General features: G+C 51.2%; 29 protein-coding genes and 1 pseudogene. 29 read left to right on the top strand and 1 reads right to left on the bottom strand.

Translation table 11 applies throughout. The annotated features are described in order from the left end of the window. The 3 genes and pseudogenes from tuf to bfr all read left to right on the top strand — a co-directional run. Positions 1 to 132: pseudogene (gene tuf / locus EKL29_RS21760) on the top strand (elongation factor Tu); the annotation flags it as partial. A gap of 170 nt (positions 133 to 302) precedes the next feature. Continuing rightward, on the top strand, positions 303 to 497 hold the full coding sequence (gene bfd / locus EKL29_RS21755; protein WP_120458466.1) for a bacterioferritin-associated ferredoxin: 195 nt from the start codon (positions 303 to 305) through the stop codon (positions 495 to 497). Positions 498 to 599: 102 nt separating this feature from the next. Next, positions 600 to 1,076, top strand: a complete 477-nt coding sequence (bfr, locus tag EKL29_RS21750; RefSeq protein ID WP_120458465.1) for a bacterioferritin — start codon at positions 600 to 602, stop codon at positions 1,074 to 1,076. A gap of 19 nt (positions 1,077 to 1,095) precedes the next feature. Here the strand turns inward: bfr and EKL29_RS21745 are convergent, their stop codons facing one another. Then, complete coding sequence (locus EKL29_RS21745) at positions 1,096 to 1,329, bottom strand: hypothetical protein (protein ID WP_126690697.1); 234 nt, start codon at positions 1,327 to 1,329, stop codon at positions 1,096 to 1,098. Positions 1,330 to 1,454: 125 nt separating this feature from the next. Here EKL29_RS21745 and rpsJ point away from each other — a divergent pair, with 125 nt between their 5' ends. The 26 genes from rpsJ (at position 1,455) to rpsD (ending at position 14,289) form a co-directional block, all read left to right on the top strand. After that, positions 1,455 to 1,766, top strand: coding sequence for a 30S ribosomal protein S10 (gene rpsJ, locus EKL29_RS21740; RefSeq protein ID WP_001181005.1), 312 nt, complete (start codon positions 1,455 to 1,457; stop codon positions 1,764 to 1,766). A gap of 32 nt (positions 1,767 to 1,798) precedes the next feature. Next, entirely contained in the window at positions 1,799 to 2,428 is a 630-nt protein-coding gene (rplC, locus tag EKL29_RS21735) for a 50S ribosomal protein L3 (RefSeq protein WP_033792404.1), read from the top strand. A 10-nt stretch (positions 2,429 to 2,438) separates the two neighbouring features. Next, positions 2,439 to 3,044, top strand: coding sequence for a 50S ribosomal protein L4 (rplD, locus tag EKL29_RS21730; RefSeq protein WP_033752971.1), 606 nt, complete (start codon positions 2,439 to 2,441; stop codon positions 3,042 to 3,044). After that, entirely contained in the window at positions 3,041 to 3,343 is a 303-nt protein-coding gene (gene rplW / locus EKL29_RS21725) for a 50S ribosomal protein L23 (protein ID WP_033752969.1), read from the top strand. The genes rplD and rplW overlap by 4 nt, the downstream gene beginning before the upstream one ends. 17 nt (positions 3,344 to 3,360) lie before the next feature. Beyond that, positions 3,361 to 4,182: a 50S ribosomal protein L2 gene (gene rplB / locus EKL29_RS21720; RefSeq protein ID WP_033752967.1), complete on the top strand. Its 822-nt coding sequence runs from the start codon at positions 3,361 to 3,363 to the stop codon at positions 4,180 to 4,182. Between the two features lie 16 nt (positions 4,183 to 4,198). Then, on the top strand, positions 4,199 to 4,477 hold the full coding sequence (rpsS, locus tag EKL29_RS21715; protein ID WP_001138115.1) for a 30S ribosomal protein S19: 279 nt from the start codon (positions 4,199 to 4,201) through the stop codon (positions 4,475 to 4,477). A gap of 13 nt (positions 4,478 to 4,490) precedes the next feature. Then, complete coding sequence (gene rplV, locus EKL29_RS21710; RefSeq protein ID WP_007891659.1) at positions 4,491 to 4,823, top strand: 50S ribosomal protein L22; 333 nt, start codon at positions 4,491 to 4,493, stop codon at positions 4,821 to 4,823. Positions 4,824 to 4,840: 17 nt separating this feature from the next. Then, positions 4,841 to 5,539 carry a 30S ribosomal protein S3 gene (gene rpsC / locus EKL29_RS21705; RefSeq protein WP_009087585.1) on the top strand — a complete coding sequence of 233 codons (699 nt, stop codon included), beginning with the start codon at positions 4,841 to 4,843 and terminating at the stop codon, positions 5,537 to 5,539. Between the two features lie 12 nt (positions 5,540 to 5,551). Beyond that, complete coding sequence (gene rplP / locus EKL29_RS21700; RefSeq protein ID WP_002438716.1) at positions 5,552 to 5,962, top strand: 50S ribosomal protein L16; 411 nt, start codon at positions 5,552 to 5,554, stop codon at positions 5,960 to 5,962. Further along, positions 5,962 to 6,153 carry a 50S ribosomal protein L29 gene (gene rpmC, locus EKL29_RS21695; RefSeq protein WP_025902044.1) on the top strand — a complete coding sequence of 64 codons (192 nt, stop codon included), beginning with the start codon at positions 5,962 to 5,964 and terminating at the stop codon, positions 6,151 to 6,153. Before rplP ends, rpmC begins: the two co-directional genes overlap by 1 nt. Next, positions 6,153 to 6,407: a 30S ribosomal protein S17 gene (gene rpsQ, locus EKL29_RS21690; RefSeq protein ID WP_033752951.1), complete on the top strand. Its 255-nt coding sequence runs from the start codon at positions 6,153 to 6,155 to the stop codon at positions 6,405 to 6,407. Before rpmC ends, rpsQ begins: the two co-directional genes overlap by 1 nt. Before the next feature lie 788 nt (positions 6,408 to 7,195). Continuing rightward, positions 7,196 to 7,567 (top strand): 50S ribosomal protein L14, encoded by a 372-nt coding sequence (gene rplN, locus EKL29_RS21685; RefSeq protein WP_120458463.1) that lies wholly within the window; start codon positions 7,196 to 7,198, stop codon positions 7,565 to 7,567. Positions 7,568 to 7,577: 10 nt separating this feature from the next. Further along, positions 7,578 to 7,892 (top strand): 50S ribosomal protein L24, encoded by a 315-nt coding sequence (gene rplX, locus EKL29_RS21680; protein ID WP_003850150.1) that lies wholly within the window; start codon positions 7,578 to 7,580, stop codon positions 7,890 to 7,892. Between the two features lie 14 nt (positions 7,893 to 7,906). Beyond that, complete coding sequence (gene rplE, locus EKL29_RS21675; protein ID WP_033752947.1) at positions 7,907 to 8,446, top strand: 50S ribosomal protein L5; 540 nt, start codon at positions 7,907 to 7,909, stop codon at positions 8,444 to 8,446. Positions 8,447 to 8,460: 14 nt separating this feature from the next. Beyond that, a complete protein-coding gene (rpsN, locus tag EKL29_RS21670; protein WP_120458462.1) occupies positions 8,461 to 8,766 on the top strand; it encodes a 30S ribosomal protein S14 in 306 nt (101 codons plus the stop codon). A gap of 33 nt (positions 8,767 to 8,799) precedes the next feature. Continuing rightward, positions 8,800 to 9,192, top strand: a complete 393-nt coding sequence (rpsH, locus tag EKL29_RS21665) for a 30S ribosomal protein S8 (RefSeq protein ID WP_033752943.1) — start codon at positions 8,800 to 8,802, stop codon at positions 9,190 to 9,192. 12 nt (positions 9,193 to 9,204) lie between these two features. Continuing rightward, entirely contained in the window at positions 9,205 to 9,738 is a 534-nt protein-coding gene (gene rplF, locus EKL29_RS21660) for a 50S ribosomal protein L6 (RefSeq protein WP_033752942.1), read from the top strand. 9 nt (positions 9,739 to 9,747) lie between these two features. Continuing rightward, complete coding sequence (gene rplR / locus EKL29_RS21655; protein WP_033752941.1) at positions 9,748 to 10,101, top strand: 50S ribosomal protein L18; 354 nt, start codon at positions 9,748 to 9,750, stop codon at positions 10,099 to 10,101. Positions 10,102 to 10,115: 14 nt separating this feature from the next. Then, positions 10,116 to 10,616, top strand: coding sequence for a 30S ribosomal protein S5 (gene rpsE / locus EKL29_RS21650; RefSeq protein WP_033792403.1), 501 nt, complete (start codon positions 10,116 to 10,118; stop codon positions 10,614 to 10,616). A gap of 5 nt (positions 10,617 to 10,621) precedes the next feature. Then, the gene (rpmD, locus tag EKL29_RS21645; protein WP_021186404.1) at positions 10,622 to 10,801 is read left to right on the top strand and encodes a 50S ribosomal protein L30; all 180 of its coding nucleotides are present in this window, start codon (positions 10,622 to 10,624) and stop codon (positions 10,799 to 10,801) included. Positions 10,802 to 10,804: 3 nt separating this feature from the next. Then, positions 10,805 to 11,239: a 50S ribosomal protein L15 gene (gene rplO / locus EKL29_RS21640; protein WP_033752938.1), complete on the top strand. Its 435-nt coding sequence runs from the start codon at positions 10,805 to 10,807 to the stop codon at positions 11,237 to 11,239. 7 nt (positions 11,240 to 11,246) lie between these two features. Then, entirely contained in the window at positions 11,247 to 12,578 is a 1,332-nt protein-coding gene (secY, locus tag EKL29_RS21635) for a preprotein translocase subunit SecY (RefSeq protein WP_033752936.1), read from the top strand. A 32-nt stretch (positions 12,579 to 12,610) separates the two neighbouring features. Next, positions 12,611 to 12,727 carry a 50S ribosomal protein L36 gene (gene rpmJ / locus EKL29_RS21630; RefSeq protein WP_004160566.1) on the top strand — a complete coding sequence of 39 codons (117 nt, stop codon included), beginning with the start codon at positions 12,611 to 12,613 and terminating at the stop codon, positions 12,725 to 12,727. Positions 12,728 to 12,873: 146 nt separating this feature from the next. Then, complete coding sequence (gene rpsM / locus EKL29_RS21625; RefSeq protein ID WP_033752934.1) at positions 12,874 to 13,230, top strand: 30S ribosomal protein S13; 357 nt, start codon at positions 12,874 to 12,876, stop codon at positions 13,228 to 13,230. A gap of 16 nt (positions 13,231 to 13,246) precedes the next feature. Then, the gene (gene rpsK, locus EKL29_RS21620) at positions 13,247 to 13,636 is read left to right on the top strand and encodes a 30S ribosomal protein S11 (RefSeq protein ID WP_004160563.1); all 390 of its coding nucleotides are present in this window, start codon (positions 13,247 to 13,249) and stop codon (positions 13,634 to 13,636) included. 32 nt (positions 13,637 to 13,668) lie between these two features. Beyond that, positions 13,669 to 14,289, top strand: coding sequence for a 30S ribosomal protein S4 (rpsD, locus tag EKL29_RS21615; RefSeq protein WP_010618555.1), 621 nt, complete (start codon positions 13,669 to 13,671; stop codon positions 14,287 to 14,289). The last annotated feature ends 6 nt before the right edge of the window (positions 14,290 to 14,295 follow it).

Genomic DNA, 14,295 nt, shown 5'->3' with positions numbered 1-14,295 from the left:
ATGCCGGGCGACAACATCAAAATGACCGTTACTCTGATCCATCCGATCGCGATGGACCAGGGTCTGCGCTTCGCAATCCGCGAAGGCGGCCGTACCGTTGGCGCGGGCGTTGTTGCTGAAGTTATCGCTTAATTGCGTTAGCGAGGTGGCCTTCGGGCCACCAGAGCAGAAAAGAGCACTTCGGTGCTCTTTTTTTATGCCTTAAGTTTGCCCGAAACGCGTTATCCACACTAACTCTGGGTTTGAAATAAAAATTATTCTCATTTAAGCTTTGATCATAAAATGATCGAGGTGAGCAGTAAATGTACGTCTGTTTGTGTAACGCCGTCAGTGATAAAACCCTTCGCGAAGCGGTTCGCCGCTATCAGCCAAAATCTATCCAGCAGCTGCGTCAGCTGGTTCCTGTCGGGAAGCAGTGCGGCAAATGTATCCGTGTGGCGCGGGAAATCATGGAAGAAGAGCTGCAAAGCGTGCCGCTCTATAAAGAAATTGCCTGACCCCAGCGCGCTGTTCTTAATACCCATAGATTTTGTCGCGTTTTTTTGACTTCTTTTTATCCGCATCTACGCTCTAACTTAACTGGAAGCGGAGGAAGCAAAATGAAGGGCGACATTAAAATCATAAGCCATTTGAATAAACTGCTGGGAAATGAACTGGTTGCGATTAATCAGTACTTTCTTCACGCGCGGATGTTCAAAAACTGGGGCCTGATGCGCCTCAACGACACGGAGTATCACGAATCCATCGACGAGATGAAGCACGCCGATAAGTATATTGAGCGCATTCTGTTTCTTGAGGGAATTCCGAACCTGCAGGATTTAGGCCGGTTGCGAATTGGCGAAGATGTCGAGGAGATGCTGCGTTCCGATCTCCAGCTGGAGCTGGAAGGGGCGAAGGACCTGCGCGAAGCTATCGCTTACGCTGATAAGGTACATGATTACGTCAGCCGTGACATGATGATCGAAATCCTTGCGGATGAAGAGCACCATATCGACTGGATCGAAACCGAGCTCGATCTTATCAGCAAGATGGGTATTCAGAACTACCTGCAGGCGCAAATCAGAGAAGAAGGGTAGTCCAGTCGTGAATAACGCATTAAGAGAGCCCGCTTTCGCCGCCATCAGGCGCTAAGCGGGCTTGTTTCCATTTGTGCCTCTTTTGCTCTTCCACTCCCCGGTTCTTCGCTTCTTCACCGCCAATGGTAATAACGCCACCAGAAAATAAGGTTAAAAACAGAACGCGGGTTGCTTCCTGAGCAGATTTACGTATAATGCGCGGGCCTGCCAATATTAGCAGGCGCGATTCGAGCAGAATCGCAGGCGGCAGCATGTTAGGTCGCCTGACAATACTCCCAATTGTGGAGTTATATGCTGAACGATTACACTCTCCCATCAATCGTAATGGGTGCGAGTAGTAATTTTTTTCGTCTATAAAAAGTTTGGAGCTCTGGTCTCATGCAGAACCAAAGAATCCGTATCCGTCTTAAAGCGTTTGATCATCGTCTGATCGATCAATCAACCGCGGAAATCGTTGAGACTGCCAAGCGCACTGGTGCGCAGGTTCGCGGTCCGATCCCGCTGCCGACTCGCAAAGAGCGCTTCACCGTTCTGATCTCTCCGCACGTTAACAAAGATGCGCGCGATCAGTACGAAATCCGCACTCACAAGCGTCTGGTAGACATCGTTGAGCCAACTGAAAAAACCGTTGATGCTCTGATGCGTCTGGATCTGGCTGCCGGTGTAGACGTGCAGATCAGCCTGGGTTAATCAGGTCATCGAGCGATTGAGAGGTTGATACAATGATTGGTTTAGTCGGTAAAAAAGTGGGCATGACCCGCGTCTTCACTGAAGACGGCGTTTCAATCCCAGTAACCGTAATCGAAGTTGAAGCAAACCGCGTTACTCAGGTCAAAGGCCTGGAGAACGATGGTTACCAGGCAATCCAGGTTACCACCGGTGCGAAAAAAGCGAACCGTGTGACCAAACCTGAAGCTGGTCATTTTGCTAAAGCTGGCGTTGAAGCCGGCCGTGGTCTGTGGGAATTCCGCACTGCTGAAGGTGAAGAGTACTCAGTTGGCCAGAGCATCAGTGTTGAAATTTTCGCTGACGTTAAAAAAGTAGACGTAACCGGTACCTCTAAAGGTAAAGGTTTCGCAGGTACCGTTAAGCGCTGGAACTTCCGTACCCAGGACGCTACTCACGGTAACTCCCTTTCTCACCGCGTTCCGGGTTCTATCGGTCAGAACCAGACTCCGGGCAAAGTGTTCAAGGGCAAGAAAATGGCAGGTCAGCTGGGTAATGAGCGCGTAACCGTTCAGAGCCTGGATGTGGTACGTGTTGACGCTGAGCGCAACCTGCTGCTGGTGAAAGGTGCTGTCCCGGGAGCAACCGGCAGCGACCTGATCGTTAAACCAGCTGTGAAGGCGTAAGGGGATAGCAATGGAATTAGTACTGAAAGACGCGCAGAGCGCGCTGACTGTTTCCGAAACTACCTTCGGTCGTGATTTCAACGAAGCGCTGGTTCACCAGGTTGTTGTTGCATACGCTGCAGGCGCCCGTCAGGGTACCCGCGCGCAGAAAACGCGTGCTGAAGTAACTGGTTCAGGCAAAAAGCCGTGGCGTCAGAAAGGCACCGGCCGTGCGCGTTCAGGTTCTGTAAAGAGCCCGATCTGGCGTTCAGGTGGCGTGACCTTCGCTGCGCGTCCGCAGGACCACAGTCAAAAAGTTAACAAAAAGATGTACCGCGGCGCGCTGAAAAGCATCCTGTCCGAACTGGTACGTCAAGATCGTCTGATCGTTGTCGAGACGTTCTCTGTAGAAGCACCGAAAACCAAGCTGCTGGTACAGAAACTGAAAGACATGGCGCTGGAAGACGTGCTGATCATCACCGGTGAACTGGATGAGAATCTGTTCCTGGCTGCGCGCAACCTGTACAAGGTTGACGTGCGCGATGCAGCGGGTATCGACCCAGTTAGCCTGATCGCCTTCGACAAAGTCGTTATGACTGCTGATGCAGTTAAGCAAGTTGAGGAGATGCTGGCATGATCCGTGAAGAACGTCTGCTGAAAGTACTGCGCGCGCCGCACGTATCTGAAAAAGCGTCTGCTGCGATGGAAAAAACCAACACCATCGTTCTCAAAGTTGCGAAAGACGCGACCAAAGCAGAGATCGTTGCTGCTGTTGAAAAACTGTTCGAAGTAGAAGTTAAAGACGTGAATACCCTGGTTGTTAAAGGGAAAACTAAGCGTCACGGACAGCGTATCGGTCGTCGCAGCGACTGGAAAAAAGCTTACGTCACCCTGAAGGAAGGCCAGAACCTGGACTTCGTCGGCGGCGCTGAGTAAGTCGGAGGAGAAAGACAATGGCAGTTGTTAAATGTAAACCGACATCTCCGGGTCGTCGCCACGTCGTTAAAGTGGTAAACCCTGAGCTGCACAAGGGCAAACCTTTTGCCCCGCTGATCGAAAAGAACAGCAAATCCGGTGGTCGTAACAACAATGGTCGTATCACTACCCGTCATATCGGTGGTGGTCACAAGCAGGCTTACCGTATTGTTGACTTCAAACGCAACAAAGATGGTATCCCGGCAGTTGTTGAGCGTCTTGAGTACGATCCGAACCGTTCTGCGAACATCGCACTGGTTCTGTACAAAGACGGCGAGCGCCGTTATATCCTGGCCCCTAAAGGCCTGAAAGCCGGCGACCAGATTCAGTCTGGCGTTGATGCTGCGATCAAAGCAGGTAACACCCTGCCGATGCGTAACATCCCGGTGGGTTCTACTGTACACAACGTAGAAATGAAGCCAGGCAAAGGCGGTCAGATCGCTCGCTCTGCTGGCGCTTACGTGCAGATCGTTGCGCGTGAAGGCTCCTACGTTACCCTGCGTCTGCGTTCAGGCGAAATGCGTAAAATCGAAGCTGATTGCCGCGCAACCCTGGGCGAAGTCGGCAACGCTGAGCATATGCTGCGCGTTCTGGGTAAAGCGGGTGCAACTCGTTGGCGTGGTGTTCGTCCGACCGTTCGCGGTACCGCGATGAACCCAGTAGATCACCCGCACGGTGGTGGTGAAGGTCGTAACTTTGGTAAGCACCCGGTAACTCCGTGGGGCGTTCAGACCAAAGGTAAGAAGACCCGTAGCAACAAGCGTACTGATAAATTTATCGTACGTCGCCGTAGCAAATAATTTTAGAGGATAAGCCATGCCACGTTCTCTCAAGAAAGGTCCTTTTATTGACCTGCACTTGCTGAAGAAGGTAGAGAAAGCGGTGGAAAGCGGAGACAAGAAGCCCCTGCGCACCTGGTCCCGTCGTTCAACGATCTTCCCTAACATGATCGGTTTGACCATCGCTGTCCATAATGGTCGTCAGCACGTTCCTGTCTTTGTTTCCGACGAAATGGTCGGCCACAAGCTGGGTGAATTTGCACCGACACGTACTTATCGCGGCCACGCTGCTGATAAGAAAGCCAAGAAGAAATAAGTAGGAGGAAGAGATGGAAACTATTGCTCAACATCGCCATGCTCGTTCTTCTGCTCAGAAGGTTCGCCTTGTGGCTGACCTGATTCGCGGTAAGAAAGTGTCGCAGGCTCTGGATATTCTGACCTACACCAACAAGAAAGCGGCTGTACTGGTTAAGAAGGTCCTGGAATCTGCCATTGCTAACGCCGAACACAACGATGGCGCTGATATCGACGATCTGAAAGTCGCGAAAATTTTCGTAGACGAAGGCCCGAGCATGAAGCGCATTATGCCGCGTGCTAAAGGTCGTGCAGATCGCATCCTGAAGCGCACCAGCCACATTACTGTGGTTGTGTCCGATCGCTGAGACTCTGGAGACTAGCAATGGGTCAGAAAGTACATCCTAATGGTATTCGCCTGGGTATTGTAAAACCATGGAACTCTACCTGGTTTGCGAACACCAAAGAATTCGCTGACAACCTGGACAGCGATTTTAAAGTTCGTCAGTTCCTGACTAAAGAACTGGCAAAAGCGTCTGTATCCCGCATCGTTATCGAGCGTCCGGCTAAGAGCATCCGTGTGACCATTCACACCGCTCGCCCGGGTATCGTTATCGGTAAAAAGGGTGAAGACGTAGAGAAACTGCGTACGGTCGTCGCGAATATCGCTGGCGTACCTGCACAGATCAATATCGCCGAAGTCCGTAAGCCGGAACTGGACGCGAAACTGGTTGCTGACAGCATCACTTCACAGCTGGAGCGTCGTGTGATGTTCCGTCGTGCGATGAAGCGTGCTGTTCAGAACGCCATGCGTCTGGGCGCGAAAGGTATCAAAGTTGAAGTTAGCGGCCGTCTGGGCGGTGCTGAGATCGCACGTACCGAATGGTACCGTGAAGGTCGCGTACCGTTGCACACTCTGCGTGCTGACATTGACTACAACACCTCAGAAGCGCACACCACTTATGGTGTAATCGGCGTTAAGGTATGGATCTTCAAAGGCGAGATCCTGGGTGGTATGGCTGCTGTTGAACAACCGGAACCGGCTGCTCAACCTAAAAAGCAGCAGCGTAAAGGCCGTAAGTAAGGAGAGTCGCTGATGTTACAACCAAAGCGTACAAAATTCCGTAAAGTGCACAAAGGCCGCAACCGCGGTCTGGCGCAGGGTACGGATGTTAGCTTCGGTACTTTCGGTCTGAAAGCTGTTGGCCGTGGTCGTCTGACTGCTCGTCAGATCGAAGCAGCACGTCGTGCTATGACCCGTGCAGTTAAGCGTCAAGGTAAGATCTGGATCCGTGTATTCCCGGACAAACCGATCACCGAGAAGCCGCTGGAAGTGCGTATGGGTAAAGGTAAGGGTAACGTGGAGTATTGGGTTGCCCTGATTCAGCCTGGTAAAGTCCTGTATGAAATGGACGGCGTACCAGAAGAGCTGGCCCGTGAAGCCTTCAAGCTGGCAGCAGCAAAACTGCCTATCAAAACCACCTTTGTTACTAAGACGGTGATGTAATGAAAGCAACTGAGCTGCGTGAAAAAAGCGTCGAAGAGCTGAACACTGAGCTGCTGAATCTGCTGCGTGAGCAGTTTAACCTGCGCATGCAGGCAGCATCTGGCCAACTGCAGCAGACCCATCTGCTGAAACAGGTTCGCCGTGATGTTGCACGCGTTAAGACTTTACTGACTGAGAAGGCGGGTGCGTAATGACCGATAAAATCCGTACTCTGCAAGGTCGTGTTGTTAGTGACAAAATGCAGAAATCTGCAGTTGTCGCTATCGAGCGTTTCGTGAAACACCCGATCTACGGTAAATTCATTAAGCGTACGACTAAGCTGCACATCCATGACGAGAACAACGAATGCGGTATTGGTGACGTGGTTGAAATCCGCGAAACCCGTCCGCTGTCCAAGACTAAGTCCTGGACTCTGGTTCGCGTTATTGAGAAAGCGGTTCTGTAATAAGAACAGTTTTTTCTGAAGAAACCCTCTGCTTCGGCAGAGGGTTTTTTTTTGCCTCTCGCTCGGCTCATATCCCATCACGCATCAATTCTGCCTGCCATTTCCCTCAACGCCCGCATCAAGGCGGCGGTAATGTAGTCGTTTCTCGCGCCAGCTGCGGGACAGAAGCAGGACGTCCTGACCGGCGCGGAGTAACGGCGACATCCGTGCTCGCCAGGATAACGTTAGTATGCTGCCAGCAAGGTAAGCCCAGCAACCCGCCAGGGCAGGGAAGAGTGTCTGGCAGGCGCAGCACAGGGCCTGATCAGCACAGCATCGCGCTGTGTCTTTACCGACACTGGTGCCGTAAGGCAAACGTCTCGCTTCATCTATTGTGCCGGTACTGCGCATGGACAACGCGGAGCTTCAGTAATCAGGCACAGGTTGCCGTCGCGTCATCAGAGCAAATGGGCGCCGTGTAGAGAGACGTTAGCGGTTATTGACCTGCCGAAGGAGCGCTATTTGCTTATCCAGCTAGTCGTTCCGCAGAGGATGTAAAGGCGTTAGATGAGGCGGTAATGGCGAGTGTCGAAAAATAAGGCAGATTACATTTGCTACTGCTGAGACTATTCCCTAGAATACGCCCTCCCTGTTATCAGGGAAAATAAGCGGCCCCATTGTTGAGCCGTTCATTTTTTCTACCCATCTGTGAGAACCGGTGTTATAATGCCGCGCCCTCAAATATGGGGCTTTCTAACGACCTGAAGTTTGGGTCCCGAAGTAGTAGTTGACATTAGCGGAGCACTAAAATGATCCAAGAACAGACTATGCTGAACGTCGCCGACAACTCCGGTGCACGTAGCGTAATGTGTATCAAGGTTCTGGGTGGCTCGCACCGTCGCTACGCAGGCGTCGGCGATATCATCAAAGTTACCATCAAGGAAGCAATTCCGCGTGGTAAGGTGAAAAAAGGTGATGTCCTGAAGGCGGTAGTGGTGCGCACCAGGAAGGGTGTTCGTCGCCCGGACGGTTCTGTCATTCGCTTCGATGGTAACGCATGCGTTATTTTGAACAATAACAGCGAGCAGCCAATCGGAACACGTATTTTTGGGCCGGTAACTCGTGAACTTCGTACTGAAAAGTTCATGAAAATTATCTCTCTGGCACCAGAAGTACTCTAAGGAGCGAACAATGGCAGCGAAAATCCGTCGTAACGACGAAGTTATCGTGCTGACCGGCAAAGATAAAGGTAAGCGCGGTAAAGTTAAGAATGTCCTGTCTTCTGGCAAGGTCATCGTTGAAGGCATCAACCTGGTTAAGAAACACCAGAAGCCGGTTCCGGCTCTGAACCAACCGGGTGGCATCGTTGAAAAAGAAGCCGCTATTCAGGTTTCTAACGTTGCGCTTTTCAATGCGGCAACCGGTAAGGCTGACCGTGTAGGCTTTAGATTCGAAGACGGCAAAAAAGTCCGTTTCTTCAAGTCTAACAGCGAAACTATCAAGTAATTTGGAGTAGTACGATGGCGAAACTGCATGATTACTACAAAGACGAAGTAGTCCAGAAACTCATGACAGAGTTTGGCTACACTTCTGTCATGCAAGTCCCTCGGGTCGAGAAGATCACCCTGAACATGGGTGTTGGTGAAGCGATCGCTGACAAGAAACTGCTGGAAAACGCAGCAGCTGACCTGGCAGCAATCTCCGGTCAAAAACCGCTGGTCACCAAAGCACGCAAATCAGTTGCAGGCTTCAAAATCCGTCAGGGCTATCCGATCGGCTGTAAAGTAACTCTGCGCGGCGAGCGCATGTGGGAGTTCTTTGAGCGTCTGATCACCATTGCTGTACCGCGTATCCGCGACTTCCGTGGTCTGTCCGCGAAGTCTTTCGATGGTCGTGGCAACTACAGCATGGGCGTTCGTGAGCAGATCATCTTCCCAGAAATCGACTACGACAAAGTCGATCGCGTTCGTGGTTTGGATATCACCATTACCACTACTGCGAAATCTGATGATGAAGGCCGTGCTCTGCTGACTGCCTTTGACTTCCCGTTCCGCAAGTAAGGTAGGGTTACTTAATGGCTAAGCAATCAATGAAAGCACGCGAAGTTAAGCGTGTGAAATTAGCAGACAAATTCTTCGCAAAACGCGCTGAACTGAAAGCGATCATTTCTGATGTGAACGCTTCCGACGAAGATCGTTGGAACGCTGTTCTCAAGCTGCAGACTCTGCCGCGTGATTCCAGCCCGTCTCGTCAGCGTAACCGCTGCCGTCAAACAGGTCGTCCGCACGGTTTCCTGCGGAAGTTCGGGTTGAGCCGTATCAAGGTCCGTGAAGCCGCTATGCGCGGTGAAATCCCGGGTCTGAAAAAGGCTAGCTGGTAATTGTCACCAATTGAATCACGGGAGTAAAGACAGATGAGCATGCAAGATCCGATCGCGGATATGCTGACCCGTATCCGTAACGGTCAGGCCGCGAACAAAGCTGCGGTCACCATGCCTTCCTCCAAGCTGAAAGTGGCAATTGCCAACGTGCTGAAGGAAGAAGGTTATATTGAAGATTTCAAAATCGAAGGCGACATCAAGCCGGAACTGGAACTGACTCTTAAGTATTTCCAGGGTAAAGCTGTTGTAGAAAGCATTCAGCGTGTCAGCCGCCCAGGTCTGCGCATCTATAAGAAAAAAGATGAGCTGCCGAAAGTTATGGCGGGTTTAGGTATTGCTGTTATTTCTACCTCTAAAGGTGTCATGACTGATCGTGCAGCGCGCCAGGCTGGTCTTGGCGGCGAAATTATCTGCTACGTAGCGTAATCGGAGGAAACTATGTCTCGTGTTGCTAAAGCACCTGTCGTTGTTCCTGCCGGCGTAGAGGTAAAACTCGACGGTCAGGTAATTTCGATTAAAGGTAAAAACGGCGAGCTGACTCGTACTATCAATAATGCCGTAGAAGTTAAGCATGCTGACAATGCACTGACCTTCGCTCCGCGCGACGGTTTTGCAAACGGCTGGGCGCAAGCGGGTACCGCTCGTGCGCTGCTGAACGGCATGGTTATCGGTGTTACCGAAGGCTTCACTAAGAAGCTGCAGCTGGTTGGTGTTGGTTATCGTGCTGCCGTTAAAGGCAATGTGGTTAACCTGTCACTGGGTTTTTCTCACCCGGTTGATCATCAGCTGCCCGCGGGTATCTCTGCAGAATGTCCGACTCAGACTGAAATCGTGCTGAAAGGCGCTGATAAACAACTGATCGGCCAGGTTGCAGCTGACTTGCGCGCCTACCGTCGTCCTGAGCCTTACAAAGGCAAGGGTGTCCGTTACGCCGACGAAGTCGTGCGTATCAAAGAGGCTAAGAAGAAGTAAGGTAACACTATGGATAAGAAATCTGCTCGTATCCGTCGTGCGACCCGTGCACGTCGCAAGCTCAAAGAGCTGGGTGCTACTCGCCTGGTGGTACATCGTACCCCGCGTCACATTTACGCACAGGTAATCGCCCCGAACGGTTCCGAAGTTCTGGTTGCTGCTTCTACTGTAGAAAAAGCTATCTCTGAACAACTGAAGTACACCGGCAACAAAGATGCAGCTGCCGCAGTAGGTAAAGCTATTGCTGAGCGCGCAATCGAAAAAGGCATCAAAGATGTTTCTTTCGACCGTTCCGGTTTCCAATATCATGGTCGTGTCCAGGCACTGGCAGATGCTGCTCGTGAAGCTGGCCTTCAGTTCTAAGGTAGAGGTCTAGGATGTCACACATCGAGAAACAAGCTGGCGAACTGCAGGAAAAACTGATCGCGGTAAACCGTGTTTCTAAAACTGTGAAAGGTGGTCGTATCTTTTCCTTCACCGCACTGACTGTAGTGGGTGATGGTAACGGCCGCGTTGGTTTTGGTTACGGTAAAGCGCGCGAAGTTCCGGCAGCGATCCAGAAAGCGATGGAGAAAGCCCGTCGCAACATGATTAATGTCGCGCTGACCAACGGCACCCTGCAGCACCCGGTTAAAGGTGCGCACACGGGTTCCCGCGTGTTCATGCAGCCGGCTTCTGAAGGTACCGGTATCATCGCCGGCGGTGCAATGCGCGCCGTTCTGGAAGTCGCTGGAGTTCATAACGTTTTGGCTAAAGCCTATGGTTCCACCAACCCGATCAACGTGGTTCGTGCAACTATCGACGGCCTGGAAAATATGAATTCTCCAGAAATGGTCGCTGCCAAGCGTGGTAAATCCGTTGAAGAAATTCTGGGGTAATCACGATGGCTAAGACTATTAAAATCACTCAAACCCGTAGCTCAATCGGCCGCCTGCCTAAGCATAAAGCCACTCTGGTTGGTCTGGGTCTGCGTCGTATTGGCCACACCGTTGAGCGTGAAGACACGCCTGCTGTACGCGGTATGGTCAACGCGATTTCTTACATGCTGAAAGTAGAGGAGTAACAGATGCGTTTAAATACTCTGTCTCCGGCCGAAGGCTCTAAGCACGCTTCCAAGCGTCTGGGTCGTGGTATCGGTTCTGGCCTCGGCAAAACCGGTGGTCGTGGTCACAAAGGTCAGAACTCTCGTTCTGGCGGTGGCGTACGTCGCGGTTTCGAGGGTGGTCAGATGCCTCTGTACCGTCGTCTGCCGAAATTCGGCTTCACCTCGCGTAAATCATTCGTGACTGCAGAAGTGCGTCTGTCTGATCTGGCGAAAGTGGAAGGCGGTATCGTTGACCTGAGCACGCTGAAAGCAGCCAACATTATCGGTGTTCAGATTGAATTCGCGAAAGTGATTCTGTCTGGTGAAGTTTCTGCACCGGTAACGGTTCGCGGTCTGCGTGTCACCAAAGGTGCTCGTGCTGCAATCGAAGCTGCTGGCGGTAAAATCGAGGAATAAGTAGCAGATGGCTAAACAACCGGGATTAGATTTTCAAAGTGCCAAGGGTGGATTTGGTGAACTGAAACGCAGACTGCTGTTTGTTATCGGTGCACTGATTGTCTTCCGAATTGGCTCTTTTATTCCGATCCCTGGTATTGATGCCGCTGTACTTGCCAAACTGCTTGAGCAACAGCGTGGCACCATCATTGAAATGTTCAACATGTTCTCTGGTGGTGCTCTCAGCCGTGCTTCAATCTTCGCGCTGGGTATTATGCCGTATATTTCGGCCTCTATTATTATCCAGCTGCTGACGGTGGTTCATCCAGCGTTAGCGGAGATTAAGAAGGAAGGGGAGGCTGGCCGTCGTAAGATTAGCCAGTACACCCGCTACGGTACGTTGGTATTGGCAATATTTCAGTCAATCGGTATTGCTACCGGTTTACCGAATATGCCTGGAATGCAGGGCCTGGTGCTTAATCCAGGCTTTGCCTTCTACTTTACCGCTGTTGTAAGCCTGGTAACCGGGACGATGTTCCTGATGTGGCTGGGCGAACAGATTACTGAACGAGGTATCGGCAACGGTATTTCGATCATTATCTTCGCGGGTATTGTTGCGGGACTTCCGCCGGCCATTGGCCATACCATCGAGCAAGCGCGGCAAGGCGACCTGCACTTCCTCCTGTTGCTGTTGGTTGCAGTTCTTGTATTTGCAGTGACCTTCTTCGTTGTTTTCGTTGAGCGTGGTCAACGCCGCATTGTGGTGAACTATGCGAAACGTCAGCAAGGTCGTCGTGTATACGCTGCACAGAGCACACATTTACCGTTGAAAGTGAACATGGCGGGTGTAATCCCGGCAATTTTCGCTTCCAGCATTATCCTGTTCCCCGCGACGATAGCATCCTGGTTCGGGGGCGGTACCGGTTGGAACTGGCTGACAACAATTTCGCTGTATTTGCAGCCAGGACAGCCGCTATATGTGCTACTCTATGCGACTGCAATCATCTTCTTCTGCTTTTTCTACACGGCGTTGGTTTTCAACCCGCGCGAAACGGCAGATAACCTGAAGAAGTCTGGTGCATTCGTACCGGGAATTCGTCCGGGAGAGCAAACGGCGAAGTATATCGATAAAGTAATGACGCGTCTGACCTTAATCGGCGCACTGTACATTACTTTTATTTGCCTGATCCCGGAGTTCATGCGTGATGCGATGAAAGTTCCCTTCTACTTTGGCGGTACATCACTGCTCATCGTAGTGGTCGTCATCATGGACTTTATGGCTCAAGTGCAAACTCTGATGATGTCTAGTCAGTACGAGTCTGCATTGAAGAAAGCAAACCTGAAAGGCTACGGCCGTTAATTCAGGCGCTTGAGAAGTTACGGAGAGTAAAAATGAAAGTTCGTGCTTCCGTCAAGAAATTATGTCGTAACTGCAAAATCATCCGTCGCGACGGTGTCGTACGTGTGATTTGCAGCGCCGAGCCTAAGCATAAACAGCGCCAGGGCTGATTTTTTCACATATTTTTCTTGCAAAGTCGGGTTGAGCTGGCTAGATTAGCCAGCCAATCTTTTGTATGTCAATGCGTTTCCATTTGAGTATCCTGAAAACGGGCTTTTCAGCATGGGGCGCATTTATTTAATTATAGGAGTGCATAGTGGCCCGTATAGCAGGCATTAACATTCCTGATCATAAACACACCGTTATCGCATTAACTTCGATTTTCGGTATCGGCAAGACCCGTTCTAAAGCCATTTGCGCTGCAACGGGTATCGCTGAAGATGTTAAGATCAGTGAGCTGTCTGAAGAACAAATTGATCAGCTGCGTGATGCAGTTGGTAAATTCGTTGTTGAAGGTGATCTGCGCCGTGAAATCACCCTGAGCATCAAGCGTCTTATGGACCTTGGTTGCTACCGTGGTTTGCGCCATCGTCGTGGTCTGCCGGTTCGCGGTCAGCGTACCAAGACCAATGCACGTACCCGTAAGGGTCCGCGCAAACCGATCAAGAAATAATCGGGGTGAGTAAATAATGGCAAAGGCACCAGTTCGTGCACGTAAGCGTGTAAGAAAGCAAGTCTCAGATGGCGTGGCTCATGTCCATGCTTCTTTTAACAACACCATCGTTACCATTACTGATCGTCAGGGTAACGCGCTGGGTTGGGCAACCGCCGGTGGTTCCGGTTTCCGCGGTTCACGTAAATCTACTCCGTTTGCTGCTCAGGTCGCTGCAGAGCGCTGTGCAGAAGCCGTGAAAGATTACGGTATTAAGAACCTGGAAGTTATGGTTAAGGGTCCGGGTCCGGGTCGCGAATCAACTATTCGTGCTCTGAACGCCGCAGGTTTCCGCATCACTAATATTACTGATGTGACTCCGATCCCTCACAACGGTTGTCGTCCGCCGAAAAAACGTCGCGTATAACGCCGCGTTTTTAGGATAGTTGGAGAAAGAAAATGGCAAGATATTTGGGTCCTAAGCTCAAGCTGAGCCGTCGTGAGGGCACAGACCTTTTCCTGAAGTCTGGCGTTCGCGCGATTGATTCCAAGTGTAAAATTGAACAAGCCCCTGGTCAGCATGGTGCGCGTAAACCGCGTCTGTCTGATTACGGCGGCCAGTTGCGTGAAAAACAGAAAGTTCGTCGTATCTACGGCGTGCTGGAACGTCAGTTCCGCAACTACTATAAAGAAGCAGCACGTCTGAAAGGCAACACCGGTGAAAACCTGTTAGCTCTGCTGGAAGGTCGTCTGGATAACGTAGTTTACCGTATGGGCTTCGGCGCCACTCGTGCAGAAGCACGCCAGCTGGTCAGCCACAAGTCTGTAATGGTTAACGGCCGCGTTGTTAACATCGCTTCTTATCAGGTATCTCCGAATGATGTCGTAAGCATCCGCGAGAAAGCCAAAAAGCAATCTCGCGTGAAGGCCGCTCTGGAGCTGGCTGAGCAGCGTGAAAAGCCAACCTGGCTGGAAGTTGATGCGACTAAGATGGAAGGTGTGTTCAAGCGTATTCCTGAGCGTACCGATCTGTCTGCGGACATTAACGAACACCTGATCGTCGAGCTTTACTCCAAGTAAAGCTTA

The organism is Pantoea sp. YU22, from assembly GCF_003970755.1.
GTDB classification, from domain to species: domain Bacteria; phylum Pseudomonadota; class Gammaproteobacteria; order Enterobacterales; family Enterobacteriaceae; genus Pantoea; species Pantoea piersonii.
This window is presented reverse-complemented; position numbering and strand designations above follow the sequence as displayed.